This is a genomic window from Cohnella fermenti, from assembly GCF_004801405.1.
Lineage (GTDB): Bacteria > Bacillota > Bacilli > Paenibacillales > Paenibacillaceae > Cohnella > Cohnella fermenti.
The window spans coordinates 1-25,890 of record NZ_SSOB01000030.1 but is presented as its reverse complement, the minus strand read 5'-3'; the positions used below and the strand labels follow the sequence as shown (position 1 = coordinate 25,890).

At 60.8% G+C, this 25,890-nt stretch carries 23 protein-coding genes; 22 read left to right on the top strand and 1 reads right to left on the bottom strand.

Going from position 1 to position 25,890, the window contains the following annotated elements; all coding sequences use genetic code 11:
* Positions 1 to 156: 156 nt before the first annotated feature.
* The 11 genes from E6C55_RS21310 (at position 157) to ftsZ (ending at position 13,789) form a co-directional block, all read left to right on the top strand.
* On the top strand, positions 157 to 1,644 hold the full coding sequence (locus E6C55_RS21310; protein WP_136371847.1) for a UDP-N-acetylmuramoyl-L-alanyl-D-glutamate--2,6-diaminopimelate ligase: 1,488 nt from the start codon (positions 157 to 159) through the stop codon (positions 1,642 to 1,644).
* Positions 1,644 to 3,101, top strand: a complete 1,458-nt coding sequence (locus E6C55_RS21305; RefSeq protein ID WP_230986791.1) for a UDP-N-acetylmuramoyl-tripeptide--D-alanyl-D-alanine ligase — start codon at positions 1,644 to 1,646, stop codon at positions 3,099 to 3,101. The genes E6C55_RS21310 and E6C55_RS21305 overlap by 1 nt, the downstream gene beginning before the upstream one ends.
* A 1-nt stretch (position 3,102) precedes the next feature.
* Positions 3,103 to 4,065 carry a phospho-N-acetylmuramoyl-pentapeptide-transferase gene (gene mraY, locus E6C55_RS21300; RefSeq protein WP_136371845.1) on the top strand — a complete coding sequence of 321 codons (963 nt, stop codon included), beginning with the start codon at positions 3,103 to 3,105 and terminating at the stop codon, positions 4,063 to 4,065.
* Between the two features lie 4 nt (positions 4,066 to 4,069).
* On the top strand, positions 4,070 to 5,551 hold the full coding sequence (murD, locus tag E6C55_RS21295) for a UDP-N-acetylmuramoyl-L-alanine--D-glutamate ligase (protein ID WP_136371844.1): 1,482 nt from the start codon (positions 4,070 to 4,072) through the stop codon (positions 5,549 to 5,551).
* A gap of 47 nt (positions 5,552 to 5,598) precedes the next feature.
* Positions 5,599 to 6,696 (top strand): stage V sporulation protein E, encoded by a 1,098-nt coding sequence (spoVE, locus tag E6C55_RS21290; protein ID WP_136371843.1) that lies wholly within the window; start codon positions 5,599 to 5,601, stop codon positions 6,694 to 6,696.
* 8 nt (positions 6,697 to 6,704) lie between these two features.
* Positions 6,705 to 7,811: an undecaprenyldiphospho-muramoylpentapeptide beta-N-acetylglucosaminyltransferase gene (gene murG, locus E6C55_RS21285; RefSeq protein ID WP_136371842.1), complete on the top strand. Its 1,107-nt coding sequence runs from the start codon at positions 6,705 to 6,707 to the stop codon at positions 7,809 to 7,811.
* A 148-nt stretch (positions 7,812 to 7,959) separates the two neighbouring features.
* Entirely contained in the window at positions 7,960 to 8,865 is a 906-nt protein-coding gene (murB, locus tag E6C55_RS21280) for a UDP-N-acetylmuramate dehydrogenase (protein WP_136371841.1), read from the top strand.
* A gap of 16 nt (positions 8,866 to 8,881) precedes the next feature.
* A complete protein-coding gene (gene murA / locus E6C55_RS21275) occupies positions 8,882 to 10,165 on the top strand; it encodes a UDP-N-acetylglucosamine 1-carboxyvinyltransferase (protein ID WP_136371840.1) in 1,284 nt (427 codons plus the stop codon).
* A gap of 99 nt (positions 10,166 to 10,264) precedes the next feature.
* Complete coding sequence (locus E6C55_RS21270; protein ID WP_136371839.1) at positions 10,265 to 11,017, top strand: cell division protein FtsQ/DivIB; 753 nt, start codon at positions 10,265 to 10,267, stop codon at positions 11,015 to 11,017.
* Positions 11,018 to 11,322: 305 nt separating this feature from the next.
* Entirely contained in the window at positions 11,323 to 12,579 is a 1,257-nt protein-coding gene (gene ftsA, locus E6C55_RS21265) for a cell division protein FtsA (protein WP_136371838.1), read from the top strand.
* Positions 12,580 to 12,631: 52 nt separating this feature from the next.
* The gene (gene ftsZ / locus E6C55_RS21260; RefSeq protein ID WP_136371837.1) at positions 12,632 to 13,789 is read left to right on the top strand and encodes a cell division protein FtsZ; all 1,158 of its coding nucleotides are present in this window, start codon (positions 12,632 to 12,634) and stop codon (positions 13,787 to 13,789) included.
* A gap of 106 nt (positions 13,790 to 13,895) precedes the next feature.
* Here ftsZ and E6C55_RS35100 read toward each other — a convergent pair whose 3' ends face one another.
* Positions 13,896 to 14,333 (bottom strand): transposase, encoded by a 438-nt coding sequence (locus tag E6C55_RS35100; RefSeq protein WP_136371836.1) that lies wholly within the window; start codon positions 14,331 to 14,333, stop codon positions 13,896 to 13,898.
* Between the two features lie 992 nt (positions 14,334 to 15,325).
* On the opposite strand from E6C55_RS35100, the gene spoIIGA reads away from it, so the two are divergent.
* From spoIIGA to ileS, 11 genes are all read left to right on the top strand, one after another.
* Positions 15,326 to 16,285, top strand: coding sequence for a sigma-E processing peptidase SpoIIGA (gene spoIIGA, locus E6C55_RS21250; RefSeq protein ID WP_136371835.1), 960 nt, complete (start codon positions 15,326 to 15,328; stop codon positions 16,283 to 16,285).
* A gap of 15 nt (positions 16,286 to 16,300) precedes the next feature.
* Positions 16,301 to 17,023: an RNA polymerase sporulation sigma factor SigE gene (gene sigE, locus E6C55_RS21245; RefSeq protein WP_136371834.1), complete on the top strand. Its 723-nt coding sequence runs from the start codon at positions 16,301 to 16,303 to the stop codon at positions 17,021 to 17,023.
* Between the two features lie 98 nt (positions 17,024 to 17,121).
* Complete coding sequence (gene sigG / locus E6C55_RS21240; protein ID WP_136371833.1) at positions 17,122 to 17,904, top strand: RNA polymerase sporulation sigma factor SigG; 783 nt, start codon at positions 17,122 to 17,124, stop codon at positions 17,902 to 17,904.
* A gap of 164 nt (positions 17,905 to 18,068) precedes the next feature.
* Positions 18,069 to 18,344, top strand: coding sequence for a YlmC/YmxH family sporulation protein (locus E6C55_RS21235; RefSeq protein ID WP_136371832.1), 276 nt, complete (start codon positions 18,069 to 18,071; stop codon positions 18,342 to 18,344).
* Positions 18,345 to 18,413: 69 nt separating this feature from the next.
* A complete protein-coding gene (gene pgeF, locus E6C55_RS21230) occupies positions 18,414 to 19,268 on the top strand; it encodes a peptidoglycan editing factor PgeF (RefSeq protein WP_136371831.1) in 855 nt (284 codons plus the stop codon).
* Between the two features lie 5 nt (positions 19,269 to 19,273).
* Positions 19,274 to 19,969 (top strand): YggS family pyridoxal phosphate-dependent enzyme, encoded by a 696-nt coding sequence (locus tag E6C55_RS21225; protein WP_136371830.1) that lies wholly within the window; start codon positions 19,274 to 19,276, stop codon positions 19,967 to 19,969.
* Positions 19,970 to 20,021: 52 nt separating this feature from the next.
* The gene (locus E6C55_RS21220; RefSeq protein WP_136371829.1) at positions 20,022 to 20,474 is read left to right on the top strand and encodes a cell division protein SepF; all 453 of its coding nucleotides are present in this window, start codon (positions 20,022 to 20,024) and stop codon (positions 20,472 to 20,474) included.
* A gap of 7 nt (positions 20,475 to 20,481) precedes the next feature.
* Positions 20,482 to 20,748: a YggT family protein gene (locus E6C55_RS21215; RefSeq protein ID WP_136371828.1), complete on the top strand. Its 267-nt coding sequence runs from the start codon at positions 20,482 to 20,484 to the stop codon at positions 20,746 to 20,748.
* A 38-nt stretch (positions 20,749 to 20,786) separates the two neighbouring features.
* A complete protein-coding gene (locus tag E6C55_RS21210) occupies positions 20,787 to 21,572 on the top strand; it encodes a YlmH family RNA-binding protein (RefSeq protein ID WP_136371827.1) in 786 nt (261 codons plus the stop codon).
* A 100-nt stretch (positions 21,573 to 21,672) separates the two neighbouring features.
* Positions 21,673 to 22,170, top strand: coding sequence for a DivIVA domain-containing protein (locus tag E6C55_RS21205; RefSeq protein WP_136371826.1), 498 nt, complete (start codon positions 21,673 to 21,675; stop codon positions 22,168 to 22,170).
* Between the two features lie 425 nt (positions 22,171 to 22,595).
* Complete coding sequence (gene ileS, locus E6C55_RS21200) at positions 22,596 to 25,694, top strand: isoleucine--tRNA ligase (protein WP_136371825.1); 3,099 nt, start codon at positions 22,596 to 22,598, stop codon at positions 25,692 to 25,694.
* The last annotated feature ends 196 nt before the right edge of the window (positions 25,695 to 25,890 follow it).

Below are 25,890 nucleotides of genomic sequence, written 5' to 3'. Positions count from 1 at the left end.
CCCGGCCGACCGCGCTTCCCGAAACTCCGCGCTCCCGCGCCTGCAACGGTTAAAAAAGATTCATTTTGAGCCAAAGAGGTCGTATCCCCTTGTAGAGGGGGATGGGTTGGAAGATAATGAGGATAATGTGTGTGCGTTGAAGGAGGACGAAGGACGATGAAATTACGCGAGTTGACGGGCCATCTGCTTGTTGCCGCCGTTATCGGCGACGACGAGCTGCTCATTCAAGGAATCGAAGCGGACTCGCGGAAGGTGAAGCCGGGACAACTGTTCTTCTGCCTGCCGGGACATACGGTGGACGGCCACGATTACGCGCCGCAGGCGCTGGAGCGCGGGGCGGTCGCCCTGGTCGTATCGAAGCGGCTCGACGTTGCCGCCGCGCAGGTCGTCGTGCCGGATGTCCGGCAGGCGCTCGCCATTCTGGCGGACGTCTGGTTCGGCCATCCGTCGGAGAAGCTGCGGCCGATCGGAGTGACCGGGACGAACGGCAAGACGACGACAACCTACCTCATTGAGAAAATTCTCGCCGACGCCGGAGCGAAGCCCGGGGTGATCGGCACGATCGAGAAGCGGTACGCGGGCAGCAGCTTCCCGATGTCCGGCACGACGCCCGACATTCTCGAGCTGCAGCGGACGTTCCGGGAGATGCTGGACGCGGGAACGAAGCGGGTGGTGATGGAGGTCAGCTCCCACGCGCTCGAGCAAGGCCGGGTCAAGGGAACGCGGTTCCGCACCGCGATCTTCACCAACCTGACGCAGGATCACCTGGACTACCACGGCACGATGGAAGCCTATGCCGACGCCAAAGGGCTGTTCTTCTCGCGGCTCGGCAACACGTACCCCGAATCTCCGGAGGAGAGAACCTACGCGATCCTGAACGCGGACGACGCGGCATCGAAGCGGTTCGCCCGGCTGACGGCGGCCGAGGTCGTCACGTACGGCGTCGAGAACGAGGCGATGGTGAGCGCTTCGAACGTGCGCGTCACGAGCCGGGGCACCTCGTTCCGCTTGCATACGTTCCTCGGGGATCGGGACGTTCAGCTCCGGCTTGTCGGCAAGTTCAACGTCTATAACGCGCTGGCCGCGCTGACCGCCGCGATCTGCGAAGGGATTCCGCTGGAGGAGGCCGCGGGCAGCCTCGAAGCGGTGCCGGGCGTGCCGGGGCGCGTCGAAGCCGTCGACGAGGGGCAGCCGTTCGCCGTTGTTGTCGATTACGCGCATACGCCCGACGGGCTCGACAACGTGCTTCGCACGGTGCGCGAGATCGCGGAAGGCCGCGTCATCTGCGTGTTCGGCTGCGGCGGCGACCGCGACCGGACGAAGCGTCCGATCATGGGCAAGATCGCGGCGCAGTGGTCGGACCATGTCCTCGTGACGAGCGACAATCCGAGAACGGAGGACCCGCTCGCGATTCTGCGCGACATCCAGGCCGGACTCGTTGAAGCGGGCGTCGCGGAATCCCGGTACGAGCTGGAGCCCGATCGCGCCGCGGCTATCCATAAAGCGGTTGAAATGGCAAGCCCGGGAGATGTAGTATTGATAGCGGGCAAAGGTCATGAGACCTACCAATTGATCGGCGGCGTCACCCATGATTTCGACGACCGCCTCGTGGCGGCAGCCGCGATAAGGAGCGGAGCGAAGTGATGCAAGCCGCGTTGCGGGAAGTGTCCGCCTGGTGCGGGGCTATTGAATTGTTCACGGGGGAGAAGGAAGCGGGATCGCTCGCGGCAAGCGGAGTGTCCACCGATACGAGGACGCTGCGGCCGGGGCAACTGTTCGTTCCGCTCGTCGGCGAACGGTTCGACGGGCACGATCATCTGGCTGCCGCGGAAGCGGCAGGGGCCGTTGCTTCGCTGTGGCAGGCGGGAAGGGAGCGGCCCGAAGGCACGACGCTTCCGCTTATTGTCGTAAGCGACACGCTGGAAGGGCTGCAGCGGCTGGCCGCAAGCTATCGCGACCGGCTTGGGGCCAAGGTGGTCGGCGTGACGGGCAGCAACGGCAAGACGACGACGAAGGACTTGACGGCTTCGGTCCTGGCGATGTCGCTTAAGGTCGTGAAGACGGAAGGGAACTTCAATAATCATATCGGCCTTCCGCTGACGATTCTGCGGGCGCCGGCGGATACGGAGGCGCTTGTGCTCGAGATGGGGATGAGCGGCTTCGGGGAGATCTCGCTGCTGACGAAGATCGCAAGGCCGGACATCGCCATCATTACGAACGTCGGCGAGTCCCATCTGCTGCAGCTCGGCTCGCGGCGCAACATCGCGAAGGCCAAGCTGGAGATCGCGGAGGGACTCGCGGACGGCGGCGTTCTGATCTACAACGGGGACGAACCGCTGCTGGCGGAGGAGCTGGAGGCATCGCCTCTTCGCGCCGACATTCGCCGGATTACCTTCGGGGCCGGCGAGGCTTGCGACCTTCGCCTCGGCGAAGCGGCAGCGACGGATAACGGCGGCGAATTCACGCTGTTGGGCGAAGCCCAAAATGAACCGCAAGACAAACCGCAAGGCGAACCGCAAGATGAAGCGGGCTTCCGCTATGCGATTCCGGTTCCCGGCCGGCATAACGCGATGAACGCCCTCGCCGCGATCGCGGCGGGGAGATTGCTCGGCCTCTCGCGCCAAGCCATCGCGGAAGGGCTGCGTATCGCGCCGATGACCGGGATGCGGATCGAGCGGACGAAGGCGTGGAACGGCGCGGTTGTCCTGAACGACGCGTACAACGCGAGCCCGACGTCCGTCCGCGCCGCCATCGACCTGATCGCGAGCCTCAAGCCGGCCGAAGGCCGGCGTATCGCCGTGCTCGGCGACATGCTGGAGCTGGGGCCGGACGAGGCGGAGCTGCACGCGGGCATCGGCCGTTACCTGGGGGCCGGGCAGGCGGAAGCCGTGCTCGCATACGGCCCGCTCGCGGCGCATCTCGCCGGCGCGGCCGCGCCGCTCTATCCCGAGGGAGCGGTGACGCATTACGACAACAAGGAACAATTGATCGCGGATCTGCTTGCGCAGCTTGCGCCGAACGACCTCGTGCTCGTGAAGGGCTCGCGGGGCATGAAGCTGGAGCAAGTCGTGTCCGCCTTGCACAAAGGAGTCGTGGGGTAAGATGGACTATTCTTCTACGTTATGGACGCTGGGAGTCTCCTTCGTTCTGGCAACCCTTCTCGGTCCGGTCTGCATCCCCGTTCTCCGCCGGATGAAGTTCGGGCAGACCGTCCGCGAGGAGGGGCCGCAGTCGCACCAGAAGAAGACGGGAACGCCGACGATGGGCGGCATCATCATTCTGCTGGCGCTGACGCTCAGCTACTTGAAGTTCGCGGACGGCGGGCTCGCCTTCTGGGCGATTCTCGTCGCCTGCCTCGGCTTCGGCCTCGTCGGCTTCATGGACGATTACATCAAGATCGTCATGAAGCGCTCGCTTGGCCTGACGGCGAAGCAGAAGCTCGCCGGGCAACTGATCGTCTCGATCGTCTTCTGCGTGCTGCTGCACCGGATGGGGCACAGCACCGCGATCGGCTTCCCCGGCATCGACGGTTCCCTTGAACTCGGTTGGGGGTATTACGTCTTCGTCGTGATCGTCTTCTTCGCATCGAGCAACGCGGTGAACTTCACCGACGGCTTGGACGGCCTGCTGTCCGGGACAAGCGCCTTGGCGTTCGGGGCTTACGCCTTGATCGCGCTCGAGGCGGCGCAGTCGCAGTCCGCCATCTTCTCCGCGGCGATGATCGGGGCGGTGCTCGGCTTCCTCGTCTACAACGCCCACCCGGCGAAGGTGTTCATGGGCGACACCGGCTCGCTCGGCATCGGAGGCGGCCTCGCGGCCGTCGCGATTCTGACGAAGACGGAGCTGCTGCTTATTCTGATCGGCGGCGTGTTCGTGATCGAGATGCTGTCGGTCATCATTCAGGTGACCTCGTTTAAGACGAGGGGCAAGCGGGTATTCAAGATGAGTCCGATCCACCACCACTTCGAGCTGGTCGGCTGGTCCGAGTGGAAGGTCGTGACGGTGTTCTGGTCGGCCGGCTTGGCGCTTGCGGTACTCGGCTTCATACTGTACAAGGGGTTATAGAGACATGAGACCATTAGAGGATTATCAAGGCCGCCGGATCGTCGTTCTCGGGCTGGCGCGCAGCGGCGTCGCCGCCGCCAAGCTGTTCCATAAGACGGGAGCTGCGGTCGTCGTGAACGACCGCAAGCCGCGGGAGCAATGTCCCGAAGCCGAGGAACTCGAGGCTTTGGGCATTTCTGTTGTATGCGGAGCTCATCCGGACGATCTGGTGACGGAGGATGTTGCCCTGGTCGTCAAGAATCCGGGCATCCCGTATTCCGCTTCGCCGCTCGCGGCCGCTGCCGCGCTCGGCGTCGAGGTCGTCACCGAAGTCGAAGTGGCGGGGCGCCTCAGCAAGGCCCCGATCATCGGAATTACCGGCTCGAACGGCAAAACAACGACGACGACCTGGACCGGGGAGTTGCTGGCGGCGGCCGGCTTGTCCCCGATCGTGGCCGGCAACATCGGCCGTCCGCTCTGCGATGCGGCGGAGGAGATCGGACCGGACGGCTGGCTCGTCGCCGAGCTGAGCAGCTTCCAGCTCAAGGGGACGGCGGGCTTCAAGCCGCGCGTCGCCTGCTTGCTTAACCTGGCGGAGACGCATCTGGACTACCACGGCACGATGGACGACTACGTCGCCTCCAAGGCGAGGCTGTTCGCCAATCAGACGGCGGAGGATTGGGCGGTTTATAATGCCGATGACCCGGTCGTCCGTCGACTGTCCGAATCGTTCCGCGCGAGGAAGCTGCCGTTCTCGCTTGTGAGCCGGCTCGAGACCGGGCTGTTCGTCGATCCGGCGTACCCGCTGCCCGGCTCTTCGGACGCAGGGCCCGGATCGACGCCGTCATCTCCATCGTCGCCATCGACGCCGTCCTTCCCAGTCGAGGAGCGCTGGATCGTATACCGTCCCGGAGACGGCAGCGAACGCCGGATCGTCCAGGTGGAGCGGCTCGGCATCCCGGGGCGGCATAACGCGGCGAATGCGCTGGCGGCGATTGCGATCGCCCTGGCGGCCGGCGCTGCGCCCGAGCAGTTGACGGAGCCGCTGGAGAGCTTCCGGGGCGTCGAGCACCGCCTGGAATATACGGGCACCTTCGGCGGCGTCAAGTATTACAACGACTCCAAGGCGACGAATGCGACGGCGACGACGATGTCGGTGTTCTCGCTGCCGGCGCCGCTTGTCCTCATCGCGGGGGGGCTCGATCGGGGCTCCGACTACATGGAGCTGCTGCCTCTGCTGCGGGACCGCGTGAAGAGCATCGTTCTTCTCGGCGAGACGCGGGAGAAGATTCGCAAGGTTGCGGAGCTTGCCGGTTTAACGGACATCAAAGTCGTCGAACCTGTGGGTGATGCCGCCGATACGCTGCGCCTTGCCGTTCGGGAAGCTGCCGCCCTCGCCTCGCCGGGAGATACCGTTCTCCTCTCTCCCGCGTGCGCGAGCTGGGACATGTTTCCATCGTACGAGGTTCGCGGCCGCATTTTTAAGGAATCGGCGCATACGCTGTAAGAAGGGGGCTCGTCCCCACTTCTTCGTCACGCGAGGTGTTCGGTTCCATGGTCAAATCCCGCACCACCCCCGATATCTGGATGATCGTCGCGACGTTAGGCATCCTGGCCATCGGCGTCGTCATGGTTTATAGCGCGAGCGCCGTAGCGGCCTTCCACGACTATGGAGACAAGTTCTACTACGTCAAGAGGCAGCTTATCTTCGCGGGCATCGGCGTCGCTTCCATGTTCGCGATGATGAACATCGACTACAGCCGCTGGAGAAAATGGGCGTTGCCGGGCCTCCTCGTCTGCTTCGCCTTGCTGATCGTTGTGCTGATTCCGGGGGTGGGCGTCGTGCGCGGGGGCGCGCGGAGCTGGCTGGGGATCGGGAGTCTCGGCATTCAGCCGTCCGAATTCATGAAGCTGGCCATGATCCTGTTCCTGGCCCGGCTGCTGTCCGAACGCCAGCACGAATTGAACTCGTTCACGCGGGGGCTGCTGCCGCCGCTCGCGATTCTGGGCACCGCCTTCGGCTTGATCATGCTCCAGCCGGACCTCGGCACGGGAGCCGTTATGATCGGCGCCTCGCTGCTCGTCATCTATGTCGCGGGGGCGAGGGCGACTCACCTGGCCGGGCTCGGCCTGATCGGCGTGGCCGGCTTCGTCGGCCTCATCGCCGCCGCCCCGTACCGGCTTGCCCGGATTACGGCGTTCCTGGACCCGTGGCAGGACCCGCAGGGGGCCGGCTACCAATCGATTCAATCGCTGTATGCGATCGGACCGGGCGGGCTCGTCGGCTTGGGCCTTGGCATGAGCCGCCAGAAGTACAATTACTTGCCCGAGCCGCAGACCGACTTTATCTTCTCGATCCTGGCGGAGGAGCTCGGCTTCATCGGCGGCTCGCTGCTGATCGTCCTGTTCCTGGTGCTTATCTGGCGGGGCATGCGAACCGCCATCACATTATCGGACCCGTTCGGGAGCTTCCTGGCGGCGGGAATCGTCGGCATCATCGGCACGCAGGTGCTGATGAACATCGGCGTCGTCATCGGCCTGCTGCCGGTGACGGGAATCACGCTGCCGCTGGTGAGCTACGGCGGCTCCTCTCTGACGCTGCTGCTGACGGCGCTCGGAATTCTGCTTAATTTATCCCGTTATTCGAGGTGACTTGGAACATGCGTCTAGTGCTAACCGGGGGAGGAACCGGCGGCCATATTTATCCGGCGCTCGCCATCGGACGCGAAGCGGCCGAGCGGGAACCGGACACGTCGATTCTGTATATCGGCACGACCAAGGGGCTGGAGAGCCGGATCGTGCCGAATCAAGGCATTCCGTTCGAGAGCATCGACATCACCGGCTTCCGCCGTTCGCTGTCGATCGAGAACGTGAAGACCGTCATGCGATTTGTCCAGGGAGTGCGGCGCTCCAAGCAATTGCTCCGCGAATTCAAGCCCGATGCCGTTGTCGGGACCGGCGGCTACGTGTGCGGACCGGTCGTGTACGCGGCTTCGCGGCTCGGCATCCCGACGCTGATTCACGAGCAGAACGTCGTGCCGGGGCTGACGAACAAGTTCCTGAGCCGCTACGCGGACGCCGTCGCCGTCAGCTTCGCGGATTCGCTGCCGCACTTCTCCGGACGCCGCAACGTTGTTCATGCCGGCAACCCGGTGGCCTCGACCGTGTCCAAGGCGGACCGCGGCCGAGGCTTTCGGTCGCTTGGGCTTGCGGACGGCACTCCGTTCGTGCTCGCGGTCGGAGGCAGCCGGGGAGCCAAAGCGCTCAACGAGGCGATTCTCGAGATGCTGCCGCGGCTGGAGAGCTTGCCGAACGTTCACTTTGTGTTCGTGACCGGGGAGCGTTATTATGAAGAGGCGCTTGCCCGATTGGGAGAGCTTCCGACCAAGCTCAAGGGGCGCGTCCATGCGCTCCACTACTTGAACAACATGCCGGAAGTGCTGTCCGCGGCGTCGCTTGTCGTCAGCCGCGCGGGAGCATCCTCGCTGGCGGAGATCACGTCGCTCGGCGTCCCGTCGATCTTGATTCCTTCGCCGAACGTGACGAACAACCATCAGCAGCCGAACGCGGAGAGCTTGGCGGATGCCGGCGCCGGCGTCATGATTCTCGAGAAGGACTTGAACGGGACCGTCCTGTTCGAGAGCGTCTCGGCGATCATGCAGGACACCGCCCGCCAAGAAGCGATGGCGGCGGCCTCGAAGGCGCTCGGAATGCCGCTTGCCGCCGGCTCCATCTATGAACAAATCAAAGGCATTGCAAATAAATAACGACAACCGGCCGCTTGTCTGCTGGGCGTCTGTCACCACCCGCGAGACATCGACATAAGATACAGCGTGATCATGACTGTCGAGCTGCCCGCGGATCGGGACGGACGACGGCGAAGCGTCGGACTATCTAGGGCAAGGGGGAACTATCATGCAGCAGTTGGCCGCGGAACTGGAACAAGCCCAGGTCGGCGCCGTGCGATTGGGAGAGTCGCTGGCGCCGCACACCACCTGGAAAATCGGAGGGCCTGCGGACATCTTCATCATTCCCGAAACCCGAGAGCAGTTGGCGATCGCACTTCGTATCCTGAATCGGCATGGCGTTCCATGGACGACGCTCGGGCGAGGCTCGAATACTCTCGTCTCCGATAAAGGGGTGAGAGGGGCGGTTCTTAAGCTCGGGAGAGGGTTCGACTTCGTTCTCTTCGACGAGGGAACCGTTCGGGCCGGAGCGTCGTATTCCTTCATCAAGCTGTCCGTGATGGCTGGGAAGGAAGGCCTCACCGGATTGGAGTTCGCGGGAGGAATTCCCGGTTCGGTAGGAGGGGCCGTCTATATGAATGCCGGAGCGCACGGCTCGGACGTGTCATGTATCCTTAAGTCGGCGGACATCGTCTGGGAAGACGGGACGTTGGAATCATGCGGCAAGGAGGAGATGGGATTCGCCTATCGCCATTCCGTCCTTCATGAGCGGAGGGGGATCGTAACGGAAGCGACCTTCCGGCTCGAGAAGGGAGATCGCAAGGAGATCGCCGCCACGCTCGCGACCTACAAGGATCGCCGGCTGCGTACGCAGCCGCTGCAGATGGCCTGCGCGGGCAGCGTATTCCGCAACCCGCAAGGCGATCACGCGGCCAGGCTGGTCGAGGCCGCGGGCATGAAGGGCGCGCGGGAAGGCGATGCGGAAGTATCCCTGCTGCATGCCAACTTTATCGTGAACCATGGCGTTGCCAAGGCCGAGGACGTCCTCACCCTCATGCGCCGGGTTCAGAGCGCAGTGGAAGACCAATTCGGAATCCGACTGGTGCCGGAGGTACTCCTGATGGGTGAGCGGTAATCCGGAGGTGAATCCCTTGGACAAATTGGTGATTGAAGGCGGGAAGCCGCTTTCGGGCACCATACGCATCCACGGAGCCAAGAATGCCGCCCTGCCGATTCTGGCCGCCAGCGTGCTGGCCGAAGGAACGGTAACGATTCGCAATGTACCTCGCTTGCTCGATATCGAAGTGATGCTGAATATTTTGCAAGACCTGGGCTGCCGTGCAGAGCAGCAAGACGATGTCGTCACCGTCCAGAGCAATACCGCTTATTCTTCTCACGTGCCGGAGAGTCTGATGAGGCAGATGCGCTCCTCCGTCTTCCTGATGGGGCCGCTGCTCGCCCGGTTCGGCGAGGTCGAGGTGTACCAGCCGGGAGGCTGCGCGATCGGCGAGCGCAAGATCGATCTTCATCTCCGCGGGCTTCAGGCGCTCGGCGCCGAGATCCGGGAGACCGGCAGCCGCATCGTCTGCAAGGCGAAGCGCCTGATCGGAGCGGAGATCATCCTTGACTTCCCGAGCGTCGGCGCGACCGAGAACATCATGCTGGCCGCCGTGCTCGCCTCTGGGCGAACGACGATCGTCGGCGCCGCCCGCGAGCCGGAGATTCAAGACCTGGAGCGGTTCCTTAACGCGATGGGGGGCAAGGTGTCCGGCGCGGGGACGGATACGATCGTCATCGACGGCGTTCGCGCGCTCGGCGGCTGCGACTTCGAGATCATTCCCGACCGCATCGTGACCGGGACCGTGATGGTAGCCGCTGCGGCGACTCGCGGCGACGTGACTCTCGTCGGAACGAGACCGGGCCATCTGACCTCCCTGATCCACGTCATGAGGCGGGCCGGTATTCATATCGACGTCGAGAATGATATAATGAGAGTCGTCTCTCGCTCGAGACCGCGTTCGGTGGATCGGGTCGTAACGTCGCCATACCCTGCTTTTCCAACCGACTTGCAGGCTCAACTCATGATTCTGCTCGCCATCTCGGACGGGGTCAGCGTCGTGAAGGAGACCGTCTTCGAAGGCCGCTTCAAGCATGTGGACGAATTGGGCCGGATGGGGGCGGATATTCGCCTCGATCTCAACACGGCCTTTATCCGGGGAGTTCCCGAATTGTACGGAACGACCGTAGAAGCTTCCGATCTTCGGGCAGGAGCTGCGCTGGTTATCGCCGGCCTGGCCGCGAACGGCCGCACGACGGTCGAGCAAGTCCATCATATCGATCGCGGCTACGACCGGATCGAACTGATGTTCGGCAGCCTCGGCGGCCACATCGTTCGGCAGCCTTATGAGCGCGTGTCGACCGGCACTCATCGGTAATGGGATCCCCGCTGAAGCGGAAACCTTCTTTGGCGGGGATTTTTTCTAAACGGGACAGTATGGTCCCTGTAACTTTAACAGCGGAGGGGAGATTCGATCATGTCGGAACGGATTCCCGCCTTGAAGCCGAATCATGCCGAGACGCGGGGAGCCGCAGAGAAGCGGCGAGGGCGCAAGCTTCTTTGGATTGTCGTTTTTTTGTTTCTCCTTCTAGCAATCTTCCTGTTCTTCCGATCGAACCTCTCGAAGATTACCGAGATCAACGTAAGCGGGACAACCTTGCACGCCACGCAGGACGAGATCGTACAAGCTTCCGGAGCCCGCTTGGACGATTCGTTCTTCACGACCGACACGAAGGAGCTCGAGAAGAAGATCGGGCAGCTTCAGACGGTCGAGAAGGTCGGCGTCGTCAAGAAGTTCCCCGGCAGACTCGAGATAACGGTTCAGGAATACAAGGAAGTGGCGCTGGAGATGGACGGAGAAGGCAACATGCTGATCGTTCTATCGAACGGGCTTGCCGTGCCGCTGGCGAAGGGAGAAGCACTGCCGGACATGCCCATCCTCACGGGCTGGAAGCAGGGGGATGCAAATCGGGCTTCCCTGTGCACGACGCTGGGCGGCATGGAGGCCGGTCTGCTCAGCGATCTGTCGCAGATCTCGCCCGATCCGTCGAACGCGTATCCGGATCGGATCAAGCTGTATACAAGATCGAAGTTCGAGGTTGTGACGACTGTCGGACGACTGGCCGGCAAGCTGGGATTGCTGAGCGAGATCGTAGAGAATCGGGAGCCGGGCAGGGTCGTGCTGCTGGAAGCGGACACGTACATGCCCTATTCGGCAGAAAATGAGTAGCAAAAGGCTCTGAGCGCCCAAACTAACGGGCAAACTTAAGGAAAAGGACTCTACTCAAGAGGGTTAATCAATGTTAAAATCTCATGTATCGGCAACGAGTGGTTCCCTTTTTGTGAGTTACAGATTTGGTAGTGAAAATTAATGAAAATTTTTGTTGAAAAAAGAGGGAAAACCTCTTAGGCGTTGAATAAGTATAGGAATATTGAAATGAGTAGATGAATGAGTAGAGGCATAACTAGCGGCTTTACTAGAGAAAGCCTCCCATTTCCCAGCTATTTTCATCGACCAATTGGAGGTGCCACCGGTTGAGTAGCAACGACCTCATCGTCAGCCTGGACATCGGCACGTCGAAAGTCCGGGTGATTATCGGGGAAATCAGCAACGGGGCCATTAACATTATTGGCGTAGGTTCCGCGAATTCCGATGGGATTCGCAAGGGCGCCATCGTGGATATTGACCAAACCGTTCAATCGATCCGAAGCGCTGTCGATCATGCGGAACGCATGGTTGGAATTTCGATCAGTGAAGTTTACGTCGGCATTGCCGGCAATCATATCGCGCTACAGAGCAATCACGGTGTTGTCGCCGTCTCGAACGAGGACAGGGAGATCGGCGAAGAGGACATCGAACGGGTTTTGCAAGCGGCCAAGGTGGTTGCGCTCCCTCCGGAACGGGAGATTATCGGGCTCTTGCCGAAGCAGTTCCTCGTCGACGGATTGACGGGCATTCAAGACCCGCGCGGGATGATCGGGGTTCGTCTGGAAGTCGAATGCACGATCATTACGGGAACGAAGGCTGCCGTACATAACTTGATGCGCTGCGTCGAGAAGGCAGGTCTGCGCATTGCGCCGTCCGGCATCGTCCTGATGTCTCTCGCTTCCGGGATGATGGCCTTGACGAAGGACGAGAAGATGATGGGGACCGTGCTTGCCGATATCGGCGCGGGCGCCACGACGATCGCGATCTTCGAAGGCGGCAGCCTGGCGGCCGTCTCTACGCTTCCGATCGGCGGAGATTACGTAACGAGCGATATCTGCTACGGACTTAAGACCCAGACCGAGCATGCGGAGATGATCAAGCTCAAGTACGGCTGCGCGCGGATCGATGACGCCGCACCCGACGTCGCCTTCAAGGTCATGCGGGTGGGCACGAATGCGGAGAAGGAATTCTCGCAGGCCGATCTGGCTGCGATCATCGAGCCTCGCATGCAGGAGATCTTCCAGATGATTCGTCAGGAGGTCAAGAGGCTGGGGCACTTGGACAAGCTTAATGGTTATGTCCTGACGGGCGGATCGGTTACGATGCCGGGCGTCTTGTCGCTTGCGCAGGTCGAGCTGGAGTCCAGCGTGCGCATCGCGGTGCCGGACTTTATCGGGGTTCGCGACCCCTCTTACAGCAGCGGAGTCGGCATGATTCAATACGTGACGAAGTACGTTCGCTATCGCGGAAGCTCGTCTGGCCCGAAGAAGGCTGCGAAGAGCAAGAGTGCCGCAAGCCCTGCCGCTGCATCCAAGCCAGGCGTATTCGAATGGGTCAAGAACATGTTCAAGGAATTCATATAAGCCGCCGCTTACGGTTGTCTCGGCAAAGCGATGCGAGGAGGAATTACTAATTATGTTGGAGTTTGATTTGGAGATGGAACCGCTCGCTAAAATTAAAGTAATCGGTGTCGGGGGCGGCGGCAGCAACGCGGTAAACCGAATGATCGAGAACGGGGTCAAGGGCGTCGAATTTATTACCGTCAACACGGACGCCCAAGCCCTTCATTTGACGAAGTCGGAGCAGAAGCTCCAGATCGGTGACAAGCTGACTCGCGGCCTCGGCGCCGGAGCGAACCCGGAGGTCGGCAAGAAGGCGGCTGAAGAATCCCGCGAGGGAATCATGAATTCGCTTCGCGGCTCCGACATGGTGTTCGTCACCGCGGGCATGGGAGGCGGCACCGGCACGGGAGCCGCTCCCGTCATCGCCGAGCTGGCGAAGGAATGCGGCGCCCTGACGGTCGGCGTCGTAACCCGCCCGTTCACCTTCGAGGGCCGCAAGCGCTCCACCCAAGCCGACCAAGGCATCGAAGCGCTCAAAGAGAAGGTCGACACCCTTATCGTCATTCCGAACGATCGCCTGCTCGAGATCGTCGACAAGAAGACGCCGATGATGGAAGCTTTCCGCGAAGCGGATAACGTGCTGAAGCAAGCCGTGCAAGGCATCTCGGACCTGATCGCGGTTCCGGGCCTCATCAATCTCGACTTCGCGGACGTGAAGACGATCATGACCGAGCGCGGCTCGGCGCTGATGGGCATCGGCGTGGCGAGCGGCGAGAACCGCGCGATGGAAGCGGCCAAGAAGGCGATCATGAGCCCGCTTCTGGAGACGTCCATCGAAGGCGCTCGCGGCATCATCATGAACATCACCGGAGGCTCGAACCTGTCGCTGTTCGAAGTCAACGAAGCGGCGGAGATCGTCATCTCCGCTTCCGATCCCGAAGTCAACATGATCTTCGGCGCCAGCATCGACGACAGCCTGAAGGACGAGATCAAGGTCACCGTCATCGCAACCGGCTTCGAGCACCGTCCGTCGCCCTCTGCGCGCCGCGGGTTCGCCGCTCCGTCGCAGCAGCAGGCGCCTCAGCACCACTCTTCTTCGGCGGCCCAGGAATCGCATGACTCCCGTTCCGCCGGCAACAGCTCGCTTCGCCCGTTCGGCAGCAACAACGCGGGCAGCGATCAACTGGACATCCCGGCGTTCCTCCGGAATCGCCCGCGGGGCGATCGTTGATCCGACCGGATTGCTGTAAACGATTCCCATTGCTCGGCCCATCAGCCTATCTCTTTGTGGAGATAGGCTTTTGCTTTTGCGGCGCCGGATCGCCCCCCTCCCAAGATTATCTATACCTGTCGAGTCTGCTCCTTACCTCGCCTCCGGCGCCTCTCCACCCCCCTTCACTCCACCTCCATCCCGCTCCGGCTAACTCGCTGTTTCTCTGACAGCATCCTCCTCCAGAAGCATTATCTATCTTCTCCCCGTCGCTCAGGACAGCGATAGATTTGTCCCACGTAAGGCCGAGTGCCGAGTATTCCGAAGCATCGAAGGGCAGAGAAGTCCGAGTGCCTTCCGGAATCGTTCCCGAAATGACGGAAGCTTGATGCCGACAGCGGACGCACTCGTAGAGCGGCAGCCTCCGCGAAGAGATGGTGTAACGATCGGCGCAGCCGCAAGCCGGGCAGCGATAGGCGGAGGGCCAGCGGCATTGATGGAAATATTCGAAACACGCGCTCTCTCCTCCAATGTCGCGAAGAAAGTCCTTATAGGACTTTGGCATCATTTTACCCTCCTCTAAACAGGATCGTTTGTACTCATTCCAACATCTAAGAATCTATGAGTTTTGGGGCAGCCCATTTAGGATCGTGCGGGAGGGGGGGCCGGGCACCTCGCCGGACTCGCCGGATAGGAGGGGGTTATGTGAAATTTCACATTCGAGCGGCGCGATAACGGACAGGTTGGACGATTCTATGTGAAAAATAGCCTATATAGAGAAAACTCCGGCTTCCGTTGCCGTATGCAGGCTAAAAATCACATAAAACGCCGAGATGGCGGCTCATTCAAACCGATGAATGTGAAAAACCGCATAAAATCGCAACAGCCGGCGGATCAGAGGGCAAAATGGGCTCACGGAGCGGGAGAGGAGCGCCGCGCACAACGCCTAGCGATCAATTGCCATGCATCCGGTACGCGGCACCTCCTTCTCCCGTACCTTCTCCCCCCGCACCTTTTCCCCCTCTGGCGGCATTAGGTCTCCTCACCCGCTCGTTCAGGAGGGGAAGGAGTGGGGATCACCCGGCGGCGGTCGGGGTGCGGCGAAGATCCAATAGGTTCCTGAGCAATGGGAAGAAGAGGCATAAGCGCGCAGAAGGGGGATAGCGCCTTGCTGCATGACGCTGGAGTCGATGGAAGTCACGGGGTGGATTCTCCGTGAATGAGATTGGAGGGGCCTGAGCGAAGGGGAGAAGGGGCCTAATCGGTTTGCGAAGTATTATGGGGAGGGCGGGGGAGTGGGGGGATAAGAGAACGATAGGAGACGGAATAGCAGGCGATGGTTGATAGGCGCGAGACGGAGCGGAGCGGATACTGGGGGGCGTGATGGAGAAGAGGTTTGTCGACATGTGCCTTGAGGTGTCCGGAGCTACGACAAAAAAACAGCAGTCAGGGCGTCACGAATAGACAGACACCGAGAATCAAACGGATTATACTGGGTTCATCCATCCCGGCCTTGACCGCAAGCGGCTCCGGGGCGATAAAGGATGGCGATCCTTAATGACCGTATACGTAGATCTGGTCTTCCTTACGAATCTTGCCGTGGACGGGACCGTGCTTCTGCTTACGGCGAAGGTGAGGAAGCTGCGGCCTAAACGGCGAAGGGTGGCGCTGTCATCGGCGCTGGGGGCGGCGTATGCCGCGCTTATGTTCTTGGTGAGCGTGCCGTATTTGTATTCCTTCGCCGGCAAACTGCTGGTGTCGGTGCTTATGCTCTTGTGCGCGTTCGGGTACGGGGGAGCGCTTCGCTTCGTGCGTCTATTCGTCGCTTTCTATGTGGTGAACTTCGCCACGCTTGGAGGCGTAATCGGCACCTCGTTCCTGCTCGCCAGGTCGGGCAGTCCGTGGGAAGGCATGACGTTGACGGAGGACGGCGGGCTGCTCCTCGGCTGGCAGATGCAGCTCGGCCTCTTCGCGGCGGCGTTCGGCTTGTCGGCCTGGCTGTTCCGGGGCGCATCGGCGGCGACGGAGCAGCAGATGAAGCTTGAGGCTTTGCTGGTAGACGTTGTCGTGACGGTGGACGGAGAGCGCTGGAGCTGCCGCGGGCTGGTGGACACCGGCAATCGGCTGTACGATCCCCTGACAAGAATTCCCGTCATGATGATGGAGGCTTCCATCTGGAAGGATAAGCTTCCCTCCGGATGGGCGCAGCGTATCCAGAACGAGCCGGCGGATCGATTGATCGCCGAACTGGACGGCTCGGGCGAGGCCGAGTTCCCGTGGGGGGACCGGCTTCGTCTTATTCCTTATCGAAGCTTGAACGGAGTCTCGCGCTTGCTGCTTGCTATCAAGCCGGACTCTGTCGCGATCGTGCTCGGCTCTCAGGAGCGAATCTATCGACGGGTGCTCATCGGAATGGACGGAGGCTCTATCTCGCCGGATGGAACCTATCGCGCTATCGTTCATCCAGACTTGGGAATGACGGACAGCACGCCGTCGATTCCGTCCCAACCCGCGTGACAGGAGGCTGACGAAATGTATGTGAAGTTAAAGCTGATGTCCCAGTTGACGTTCTATCGCCTGTTATTCCGGTTCGGATGGAAGAGCGAGGAAGTGTATTACATCGGGGGCAGCGAAGCGCTTCCTCCCCCGCTCTCAAGGGAGGAAGAGGAGTATCTGCTCGAGCGGCTTCCTTCCGGAGATGCCGCGATCCGGGCGATGCTGATCGAACGCAACCTGAGGCTGGTCGTCTATATCGCGCGCAAGTTCGAGAACACGGGCATCCATATCGAGGATCTCGTCTCGATCGGGGCGATCGGACTGATCAAGGCGGTCAACACGTTCGATCCCGAGAAAAAAATCAAGCTGGCCACTTACGCCTCCCGCTGCATCGAGAACGAGATTCTGATGTATCTGCGCCGCAACAGCAAGACCCGCACGGAAGTCAGCTTCGACGAGCCGCTGAACATCGACTGGGACGGCAATGAGCTTCTGCTCTCGGATGTGCTCGGCACCGAGAACGACACGATCTATCGCAACATCGAGGAGCAGGTGGACCGCAAGCTGCTCCACAAGGCGCTCGACAAGTTAACCGAGCGGGAGCGGACGATCATGGAGCTGCGCTTCGGACTTGCGGACGGCGAAGAGAAGACGCAGAAGGATGTCGCCGACCTGCTCGGGATCTCGCAATCGTACATCTCGAGATTGGAGAAGCGGATCATCAAGCGATTGCGCAAGGAATTCAACAAGATGGTGTGACCGAATAAAATCGCCTGACCGGATAAAAAGCTTGCTCGAATAAAAATACCTGCCGCGGAGATACTTGTCAGTAACGCTGCTCCCCGGGAGGAATCGCCTTGACCCGCAACAAAGTGGAGATTTGTGGAGTGGACACCTCCAAGCTGCCTGTACTTACGAACGCCGAAATGAGGGAGTTGTTTCTCGCTCTGCAGACCCGTGGGGAATTGGAAGCACGGGAGAAGTTGGTCAACGGCAACTTGCGTCTCGTGCTTAGCGTCATCCAACGATTCAACAACCGCGGAGAGTTCGTCGACGATCTGTTCCAGGTCGGCTGCATCGGCCTCATGAAGGCGATCGACAACTTCGATCTGGGCCAGAACGTGCGCTTCTCGACGTACGCGGTGCCGATGATTATCGGCGAGATCCGCCGCTACCTGCGCGACAACAATCCGATTCGGGTATCCAGAAGCCTTAGGGATATCGCATACAAGGCGCTGCAGATTCGCGATCAGTTGACGAACCAGCATTCGCGGGAACCGACGATTCTCGAGATCTCCGAGGTGCTGAACGTGCCGAAGGAGGATATCGTGTTCGCGCTTGATGCAATCCAGGACCCGGTATCCCTGTTCGAGCCGATCTACCACGACGGAGGAGATCCGATCTTCGTCATGGACCAGATCAGCGACGAACGCAACAAGGACATTCAATGGATCGAGGAGATCGCGCTTCGGGAAGCGATGCGCAAGCTTAACGATCGGGAGAAGATGATCCTGTCGATGAGGTTCTTCGAAGGCAAGACGCAGATGGAGGTCGCCGACGAGATCGGGATCTCGCAAGCGCAGGTGTCCAGGCTCGAGAAATCCGCCATCCAGCAGATGCAGAAGCACGTCAAGACGTAATTTAAGCGCATGTCGGATACGCGCATGCGAAGCGAGGCTTAGGCGGCGGGAACGCTGCGCAAGCCTCGTTCTTTTTTACCGTACATTTTCGGGACTAGGCACATATAATGAAGGGGAAGGGTGTAGGTCTTAAGGAGCGCCGGCTGGGAAAGGCGGGGACGTTGATGAAAATATCCGATTTCCAGACGAAGGACGTCATCAACATCGTGGACGGCAGAAAACTCGGTCAGGTGACCGACCTGGAACTCGATCTGCGTCAAGGAAGAATCGATTCCATCGTGGTGCCGACGGTGAGCCGATTCTTCGGCATGTTCGGGGGAGGGAACGACGTGATCATTCCGTGGCGCAATATCGTGAAGATCGGAGCGGACGTCGTGCTCGTCAGGCTGGACGATGCGAAGGCTTACAAGACGGAGGAGATGGAGGGAATCGGACGCTAGCGTTCGATTCCTTTCTTTTCCCAAATGAGGCGGGCTGTGATACACTTGGTGTCGGGAGGTGAATCGCTTATGGAACCGTTTATTCGTCCACAGAGGCCGCAAGGTTCCGCGGAGCTGCTTCATCTGGAAGCGTGGGAGAGCCGCTGGGGGCTGACCGCCGGCTTCTCGACCCGGCACGGGGGTGTCAGCGCGGAGCCTCGGCATTCGCTGAATACGGCGCTTCACGTCGGCGACAGCCCGGAGGATGTGATCGCGAACCGCAGGAGGGTAACGGAGACGCTCGGCCGGCCGTTCGAGGCTTGGACGTGCGCGGAGCAGGTTCACGGCAGCCGTGTATACGAAGTGAGCGCGAAGGATGCGGGACGCGGCCGACTGGATCGGGAGTCCGCGATACCGGATGCGGATGCGCTCGTGACCCGCGAGCCGGAGGCTCTGCTGACGATGTTCTTCGCCGATTGCGTGCCGCTCTACTTCTACGATCCCGAGGCGAATGCGATCGGACTGGCGCACGCCGGCTGGAAGGGAACCGCAGCGGACGTTGCGGCCGCAACGGTCGAGGCGATGGGCCGCCTGTACGGAACGAAGCCGGAGCGGCTGCTGGCAGCCGTCGGCCCTTCGATCGGAGCCTGCTGCTACGAGGTCGACGAGGCCGTTCTGAAGCATGTCAGGCCGCTTGCCGCAGAACTCGACGGCTATCTTCAGGAGGGAGCCGCTTCCTTGGTTCTGGATGTCAAAGAAGGGCGAGCCCGGATAAACTTGAAAGAATTTAACCGACACCTTATGATAAAAGCAGGAATTTTGCCGAGCCGCATCGAATTGTCAACATGGTGCACAGGCTGTCGCACCGACCTCTTCTTCTCGCACCGCAAGGAGAAGGGCGCGACCGGCCGCATGATGAGCTGGCTCGGACTGAAGAGGGGATAAGCTTCATGGCGTTGGCAGACCGCATTACGGAAGTGGACAGAAGAATCGCGGCCGCTTGCGAGCGCAGCGGAAGGAAGCGGGAGGATGTGCGCGTTGTCGCCGTCACGAAGTACGTGTCCGCCGCCGCGGCCCGCGCCGTCGTCGAACAAGGAATTACCCAGCTTGGAGAGAACCGCTGGCCGGCGTCGGAGGAGAAGTGGAACCTTCTTCGCGGACAAGCCTCGTTCCACTTCATCGGCTCGCTGCAGACCAAGAAGGTCAGGGAGGTCGTCGGTCGGTTCGATTATATTCATTCTCTCGATCGGCTGTCGCTGGCGGAGGAGATCGAGAAGCGGGCGTCCGCGCTCGGCATCGTCGTTCCTTGTTTCGTGCAGGTGAACGTGTCCGGCGAGGAGTCCAAGCACGGCCTGAGCCCGAACGAGGCGGCGGACTTCGCCGCAGCGATCCGTCCGCTGCGCCATATTCGTCCGATCGGACTCATGACGATGGCGCCGATCGAGCTGGAAGCCGAAGAGGCTCGCCCGGTATTCCGGGAGCTCCGGCTGCTGAAGGACAAGCTTAATGCTGGCGGTGTGTTCGGGAACGAGCTTGCGGAATTGTCGATGGGCATGTCGGGGGACTTCGAGGTGGCGATCGAAGAAGGCGCTACCTGGGTTCGTCTCGGAACCGTCTTGGTGGGTAAGGAAGAAGAGGAAGCCTGATTCTCGGTCGCATGGGATCGATCCGGATCGGCCAATAAGGGAGGGACCGTTAATGAGCGTGATGAACAAATTTTTGAACTACCTGGGACTTCAGGAGGAGGAAGCTCCGGCCGATCGCGACGAGAGTTATGGCGTGGAAGACGAACAAGAAGTTGAAACCACTCCGTTTGAGACCCGTAAACATACGAGTAAGAACAATGTCGTCAGTATTCATTCCCAGAAGAACGCCCGGGTCGTGCTCACCGAGCCTCGCACTTACGACGAGGCGCAGGAGATCGCCGACCACTTGAAGTCCAGAAGAAGCATCGTGATCAACCTGCAGCGCGTACGCAGGGAGCAGGCGGTGCGGATCGTCGACTTCCTGAGCGGAACCGTATACGCTCTGGGCGGACACATCTCCAAGCTTGGCCCGAATATTTTCATGTGCACGCCGGATTCGGTGGAGATTTCGGGAACCATATCGGAGATGCTGGGAGAGGACGCCGACTATACCAAGACGAGGTGACCTCGAGTTGAGCGAAGTGTTCAAGATTATCGATTTTGTGTACCAGGTGTACTTCTACATGATTCTGATCTACGTGCTGATGTCTTGGGTGCCGGCTGTGAAGACCAGCTTCGTCGGCGAACTGCTGGGCAAGATCGTCGAGCCTTATCTGTCGATCTTCCGCAGGTTCATTCCGCCGATCGGCGGCATTCTGGATATCTCTCCGATCATCGCCCTGATCGCGCTGCAGTTCGTCGTCATGGGCCTTAAAACCGTGCTCGACGTGTTCGTCTGATCACGCCGACCGCACGCTGGGAAAGGGAACGATCAAGCATGCCGCATGCCGATATCTACGAACATTTCCATCCCGATGAGAAGTCGTTCGTCGATCGCGCCTGGGAGTGGGTCGAGCGGGCCGCCGAGCTTCATCAAGTTCGGCGTACCGACTTTCTCGATCCGCGCCAGGCGCATATTTTGTTTACGCTGGCCAACAAGCATCCTGATGTCGCGATTCGTCTCGACGGGGGCGGCGAGGACGCCGAGCGCCGGCGGGCTATCGTCGCGCCGGATTATCGGCCTCTGGAGGACGAGCCGATCGGAATCGGGGTGCTGGACATCGTCTCCGACGATCGCCGGATCGGCGAGCTCGACCATGGCGACTATCTCGGCGCGCTGCTCGGCCTTGGAATGAAGAGGGACAAGATCGGGGATATTCATCCCCGGGAGGACGGCTGCCATGTGCTGATCGCCGAGGAGATCGGCGACTTCCTGACCGGGCACTTGCGCCAGGCGCATCGGGTCGAGGTGCGCGCCTCGGTCATCGGGCTTGACGGACTGAAGGCGGTGAGGCCCGAGCTGGAGGAGATGGCGCTGTCCGTCGCTTCGCTGCGGCTGGACGGCGTGGCGAGCGATGCGTTCCGGCTCAGCCGGGCGAAGATTATGGACCCGATCCGCGCGGGACGATGCCGCGTCAACTGGAAGCCGGCGGAGGACCCTTCCGCTCAGCTTCGGGAGGGCGACATCGTCTCGATGAAGGGCTTCGGCCGCTTCAAGGTGCTTGCGATCGACGGCGTATCCAAGAGCGGAAGAATTCGGGTGCGGATCGGGAAATTTGTGTAATCGGGACAGGAGGAAGGAGGAAAATAGCATCTTCCGTCGAAATGAAGGTATAGAAGCGGGTTAACCGATACATACGGACAAAGAAACGGGAGGTACGCTCATGCCACTTACTCCACTGGACATTCATAACAAGGAATTCGGCAAGCGTCTGCGAGGATATGATGAGGACGAGGTTAACGAATTCCTGGATCAGATCATCAAGGACTACGAATTGCTTATCCGCGAGAACAAGGAGCTGCAGAGCCAGCTTGGCACCGTTCAGGAGAAGCTCGGCCACTTCGCCAACATCGAAGAGACGCTGAGCAAGACGATCATCGTCGCGCAGGAAGCGGCCGACGAGCTCAAGAACAACGCGAAGAAGGAAGCCCAGCTCATCGTGAAGGAAGCGGAGAAGAATGCCGACCGGATCATCAACGATTCGCTCGTCAAGAGCCGCAAGATCGCGATGGAAGCCGAGGAGCTCAAGAAGCAGGCCGCGATCTACCGCGCCCGCTTCCGCGCTCTGATCGAATCGCAGATGGAGCTGCTCAGCCAGGACGGCTGGGATTCGCTGGACAGCAGCGAGTCGCGCCTTCGCGAAGGCTCGGGCAGTCTGTAGCTCTATCTGTAACTCTTCGGGGCTCTCGCCGGGCTTCTGCACGAATTGACAAACGGCCCGAGAAGAGTTATAAAGAAGGGAAGCAAACGATAAGCGAAAGTCCTTGACGGGAACAAGTGCCCCATGAGCCGATCCCAGAGAGCTGGCGGCCGGTGCGAGCCAGCGTGAAGCGAAGGCGGCATATCCTCCCCGAGACGGCTCGCCGAACGGCTTGTGCCCAAGACGGCGCGATCCGCTAAGCGAGAACGGCTTCCCCTCCGTTAATGGGGGCGCGCGGCGCGATAACGCCGCGTTCTCAAGTGCCGAAGTCCCGCAATCCTCGTGATTGGCAGACGTCGGAACAAGGGTGGTATCGCGAGAATTAACCTCGTCCCTTTTGCCAGGGGCGGGGTTTTATTTATTTTCCGAAGAGGGTGGCTGGTGACATGAACCGCGTTGACGTCAAAGAGAAAGCGAGAGCCCGCGAGCTTCGCGTGCTGGATAAGTGGAATAAGGAAGATACGTTCAGGAAGTCCATCGACAATCGCAAGGAAGCGCCTAACTTCGTGTTCTACGAAGGGCCGCCGACGGCGAACGGCAAGCCTCACATCGGGCACGTGCTTGGCCGCGTTATCAAGGACTTCATGAGCCGCTACAAGACGATGTCCGGCTACCGCGTCATCCGCAAGGCGGGCTGGGACACGCACGGGCTGCCGGTCGAGCTTGGCGTCGAGAAGCAGCTCGGCATCTCCGGCAAGCAGGAGATCGAGAATTACGGCGTTGAGCCGTTCATCAAGAAGTGCAAGGAGAGCGTGTTCGAGTACGAGCGGCAATGGCGCGAGCTGACGGCGGCGATCGGCTACTGGACCGATCTCGACAATCCGTACATCACGCTCGACAACCGTTACATCGAGAGCGTCTGGAACATCCTCGCGACGATCCACGACAAGGGTCTGCTCTACCGCGGGCACCGCGTCAGCCCGTACTGCCCGGACTGCCAGACGACGCTCAGCTCGCACGAGGTCGCGCAAGGCTACGAGGACGTCAAGGACCTGTCGGCGACGGCGAAGTTCAAGCTGAAGAAGAGCGGCGAGTATGCGCTGGCTTGGACGACGACGCCTTGGACGCTGCCGGGCAATGTGGCGCTCGCCGTACACCCGGACATCGACTATGTGCGCGTGAAGCAAGGGGAGGAAGTGCTTATCCTCGCCGGAACGCTTGCCGAGAAGGTGCTGAAGGGCGACTACGAGCCGCTCGGAACGGTCAAGGGCAGCGAGTTGGTCGGACTGGAGTACGAGCCGCTCTTCCCCTATGTGGTTGTGGAGAACGCGTACCGGATCATCGACGCCGATTACGTCAGCGATTCGAGCGGCACCGGCATCGTCCATATCGCGCCGGCGCACGGCGACGACGACTATCGCGTGGCGCGGCAGCACGGCATTCCGATGCTGATGGTGGTGAACGGCGAAGGGCGTTACACCGATGCGGTCACGGACATGGCCGGCCGCTTCGTGAAGGACCCCGAGGTCGACATCGAGATCGTCCGGAAGCTGTCCGAGCGCGGCTTGCTCTACCATAAGGAGAGATACGAGCACAGCTATCCGTTCTGCTGGCGCTGCAAAACCCCGCTGATCTATTATGCGACGGAGAGCTGGTTCATCCGCACGACCGCCGTCAAGGAGCAATTGATCGCGAACAACAAGACGGTGAAGTGGTATCCGGAGCATCTGCGCGACGGCCGCTTCGGCAAGTTCCTCGAGGAACTGGTCGACTGGAACATCAGCCGCAACCGCTACTGGGGAACGCCGCTTAACGTGTGGACGTGCGACACCTGCGGCAAGGAGAAGGCGCCGCACAGCCATGCCGAGCTGAGAGAGCTGGCGATCGGCGACGTGCCTGCGGACCTGGAGCTGCACAAGCCGTACGTGGACGAGGTGCGGCTGCGCTGCGAATGCGGCGGCACGATGACCCGTACGCCGGAGGTGATCGACGTCTGGTTCGACAGCGGCTCGATGCCGTTCGCACAGTACCATCATCCGTTCGGCGACGAGAAGACGTTCGCGGAGCAGTATCCGGCCGACTTCATCAGCGAAGGGATCGACCAGACGCGCGGCTGGTTCTTCAGCCTGCTGGCCGTCTCGACGCTGTACAACGGGAAGGCGCCGTACAAGTCGGTCATCTCGACCGGGCACGTGCTCGACGAGAACGGGCAGAAGATGAGCAAGTCCAAGGGCAATGTCGTCGATCCGTGGGACATCATCAACGAGGCTGGAACCGATGCGCTGCGGTGGGCGCTGCTCGCCGACAGCGTGCCGTGGAACAGCAAGCGGTTCTCGAGGGGAATCGTCGGCGAAGCGAAGTCCAAGGTCATCGATACGCTGGTGAACACGCATGCGTTCTACGCGCTGTATGCGACGATCGACGGCTACGTTCCAAGCAACCCGGCTCATCAAGCCGGCGAGTCGACGAACAAGCTGGACCGCTGGATTCTGTCCCGCGTCAATTCGCTGATCGCGACCGTCCGAAGCGGGCTCGAGGCGAACGACTTCCTGAATCCAGCCAAGGCGATCGAGCAATGCATCGACGAGCTGTCCAACTGGTACGTTCGCCGTTCCCGCGACCGCTTCTGGGGAAGCGGCCTGACGGAAGACAAGATTAACGCGTATCAGACGCTGCGCGAAGCGCTGCTGACGCTCTCCCGCTTGATCGCGCCGTATACGCCGTTCGTCGCCGAGGACATCTACGGCAATCTGGGCGGCGGCGAGAGCGTCCACCTGGCGGATTACCCGCAGGCCGACGAGTCGAAGATCGACGAGAAGCTGGAGCGGGACATGGAGACGGCTCGCAACATCGTCGAGCTTGCGCGCAACGTGCGCAACGAAGCCGGCATCAAGAACCGCCAGCCGCTGTCGGAGCTGCTCGTCTCGCTTGGCGGAGAGTTCGACGCTCTCGGCTACGAGGATATCATCAAGGATGAGCTCAACGTCAAGAAGCTGACGATTGTGACGGATGACAGCGGGTTCGTCGACTTCAGCCTGAAGCTTAACCTGAAGGCGGCCGGCAAGAAGTACGGCAAGCACGTCGGCCCGATCCAGGCCGTGCTGAAGGGCTTCGGCGCGGACGAGGCGCGCGCGGTCGTGACGGGCGGCGTTCTGAACTATACGTCTGCCGAAGGCGAGGCGCTCGCTGTGACGCTCGACGAGCTGCTCGTCGAGAAGCAGGCGAAGCCGGGCTTCGCGTCGGCGTCCGGCAGCGGGCTGACGGTTGCGCTGAACACGGACATCACGCCGGAGCTGGAGCAGGAAGGGCTTGTGCGCGAAGTGATCCGCGCGGTGCAGGACCTGCGCAAGAAGCTCGATCTGAAGGTCGAGCAGCGCGTCTCGCTTGTGCTGGACGTTGACGCCGAGACGGAAGCGGCGCTGCAGGCGTTCGAACACGTGCTGCGCGAGAATGTGCTTGTGAACGAGGTAAGCTTCGGAGCTGAGTCCGGGGCGGAGAAGGTTCAGGCCGGTGACAAGTGGATCGGCTTGACCATTCGTTCTTAACAGCCTCTGTTTGAATGGAAGCGGAAGGGTGTCCTGGCAGGCTTGAGCTTGCAAGGACACCCTTTCTTGACATAATAGAATTTATAACTTTTCGGGTGTGGAGTGGGTCTTCACGTTCTCTTTGTTGTTTGGTACATTTGAAACATGGAGCCGAATATTCTCAAGCGAATTTTGTTCGATGAAAGAGGCCACTGGG